General features: G+C 47.7%; 3 protein-coding genes. 2 read left to right on the top strand and 1 reads right to left on the bottom strand.

Annotated features, from left to right (window positions below):
- The coding region (locus B7X71_RS14835; protein ID WP_293601229.1) for a vitamin B12 dependent-methionine synthase activation domain-containing protein at positions 1-1,083 on the top strand (1,083 nt) is incomplete at its 5' end.
- A gap of 30 nt (positions 1,084-1,113) precedes the next feature.
- Here B7X71_RS14835 and B7X71_RS14840 read toward each other — a convergent pair.
- Entirely contained in the window at positions 1,114-1,431 is a 318-nt protein-coding gene (locus B7X71_RS14840) for a DUF1840 domain-containing protein (protein WP_293598421.1), read from the bottom strand.
- Positions 1,432-1,466: 35 nt separating this feature from the next.
- Between B7X71_RS14840 and B7X71_RS14845 the strand changes: the two genes are divergently transcribed.
- Positions 1,467-2,770 (top strand): arginine--tRNA ligase (locus B7X71_RS14845; RefSeq protein ID WP_293601231.1); only part of this gene is annotated, 1,304 nt, incomplete at its 3' end.

Here is a 2,770-nt window from a genome sequence, read left to right on the forward strand (position 1 = left end):
TCGAGCCTGCTTTCAGATGAGAGCGCCAAGAAATTTATTCAAGATCTGCGCGATGACTACGTGCGTATTCGTGAGCAGCATGCTAATAAAAAAGCATCCCCAACGATTTCATTAGAAGCAGCGCGTAAGAATCGTGAATTAATTGATTGGTCTAGTTATGTGCCCGAGAAGCCTAAATTTATTGGGCGTCGAGTTTTCAAGAATTTTTCTTTAAACGATATTGCTAAATATATTGACTGGACACCATTCTTCCAGACTTGGGATTTGGCTGGTAAGTTTCCAGCCATCTTGGATGATGAAATCGTTGGCGTAGAGGCTCGTAAGGTATTTGAGGACGGCCAGGCGCTTCTTGATAAATTAATCAAAGGTCAGTGGTTGCAAGCTGATGCTGTAGTTGCGTTCTATCCGGCAAACACGATAGGTGATGACATTGTCTTGTACAGCGATGAATCTCGCGAGCATCCATTATTTGTTTGGCATAACTTACGCCAGCAGTCTGAGCGGCCTGTAGTCGATGGCGTTCGCCGACCTAATCGTTGCTTGGCAGATTATGTGGCGCCAAAAGATTCCAATGTGGCTGATTACCTCGGCTGCTTTGCTGTTACGACTGGGCACGGTGTTGAGAAAAAAGTGGCTGAGTTTCATGCTAAGCATGATGACTACAGCGCAATCATGTTGCAATCCTTAGCCGATCGTCTAGCAGAGGCATTTGCAGAGTTAATGCACCACCGCGTTCGTACTGATCTGTGGGGATATGCGACCGATGAGATTTTGACAAATGATCAAATGATCAATGAGGAATACCGCGGCATCCGTCCAGCGCCAGGTTACCCAGCCTGTCCTGCGCATGAAGTTAAAAAAGACTTATTGCGAGTGATTGGCTCAGAAGATATTGGTATGACATTGACTGAATCAATGGCTATGAATCCGGCATCTAGTGTCAGTGGTTTTTATCTGGCACATCCAGATGCACGTTATTTCAACGTGGGCAAGCTATCAGCTGATCAAATTGAAGATCTTGCTAAGCGTCGTAATGAGTCTGTTGAAGACATCCGCCGCCAACTGGCCAGTTCAATCGACTAAGTCTACTTTATCCGAGTGAGGTGCAGGGCTTTAAACGCCCCACATTACCGGTTCATCCTTCGCCTTAGACTGCTTCATCAGCTCCAGAAAGGGATAGGCACGCTGCCCAAGCCTATCGGCAAGCTTCGGTTTTTCGGTATTTTCTTGATCAGACATATTGCTTTTAGCCCGATCTTCCAAATCTTTGAGGATGGCCGTTTCTAAGGCGATGATGAGGGCTGGTAGTTGCTCTACCGTCAAAATACCTCTGGGCTCTAATGGGCGGCCCAAAATCTCAAAGATTCGCTGGGTCAGATCAGCCAGCATGATGACGTCAGGACCCGCTTTGGAGCGAAATTGATAGATCATTTCCATAGCTTACCACCTGATAAACTCACTTATCTATGTTGTTAACTAATAAAAATCGTTTAATTGAAATGCTGAGTGCTGCCCTGCTGGGTTTGGCTCAGGAGCGTGGTTTGAGTGACGCCCCGGCGCCCCGCCTGGAACGTCCTAAGGCAGTAGACCATGGCGATGTTGCATGTAATATTGCCCTCCAGCTTTCCAAGGCTTGGAAGCTCAATCCCAGGGAATTAGCGCAAGCACTGGTTGAACGTTTAGAGCAGCAACCCGGCTATGGTGATCTCATTGCTTCTTGTGAAATCGCGGGCCCTGGGTTTATTAACTTTCGATTGAGTAACGCCGCTAAAACTGTGGTGGTGAACGAGGTTCTCACGGCGGGATCCCAGTTTGGTCAGCTAGCTCCAGAAGCTGCTCCGGTTTCCAGGGCCATGATTGAGTTTGTGTCGGCCAATCCTACTGGCCCGCTTCACGTTGGTCATGGTCGTCAAGCTGCGTTAGGAGATGCGCTGGCAAACTTATTGGCAACTCAGGGTATTCAGGTGCATCGCGAGTTTTATTACAACGATGCTGGGGTGCAGATTGCGAATTTAGCGCTCTCAGTGCAGGCTCGCTTGAATGGGCTTAAACCAGGTGATGCTGCTTGGCCAGAAAGTGCTTATAACGGTGAATATATTGCGGAGATTGCTACTGCTTTTAAGGCTTCATCTGAATATAAAGATGATCTTGAAGCCATTCGTCAGTTTGCCGTGGCATATTTGCGCAATGAGCAGGATATCGACTTAAAAACATTTGGTGTGAAGTTTGATTGCTATTACCTAGAGTCTTCTTTGTATACCGATGGTAGTGTTGCAAAAATTGTTGACGAGCTACAGAGTATTGGTAAGACCTATGAGTCTGAGGGCGCACTATGGCTTAGGACAACAGGCGATGGCGATGATAAAGATCGCGTCATGAAAAAGTCTGATGGGAGCTTCACCTACTTTGTGCCGGACGTTGCCTATCACACCAGCAAATGGAATCGTGGCTTTGAAAAAGTGATTAATGTTCAAGGCAGCGATCACCATGGCACGATTGCGCGAGTGCGCTCAGGCTTGCAAGGTGTGGCTCAGAAGCGCGGTTGGGAGATTCCGAAAACCTATCCAGAATATGTGCTTCACAAGATGGTGACAGTGATGCGCCATGGCGAGGAAGTCAAGATTTCTAAGCGTGCAGGTTCTTATGTGACTGTGCGTGACTTGGTTGAGTGGTCCGGTGGTGTTACACCAGAGATGGCTGGCGATGAGCGTGAGCTTGCGCTTCAGCGGGGACGTGATGCAGTACGTTTCTTCCTTATTTCTCGTAAAGC

It is taken from the genome of Polynucleobacter sp. 39-46-10 (assembly GCF_002282275.1).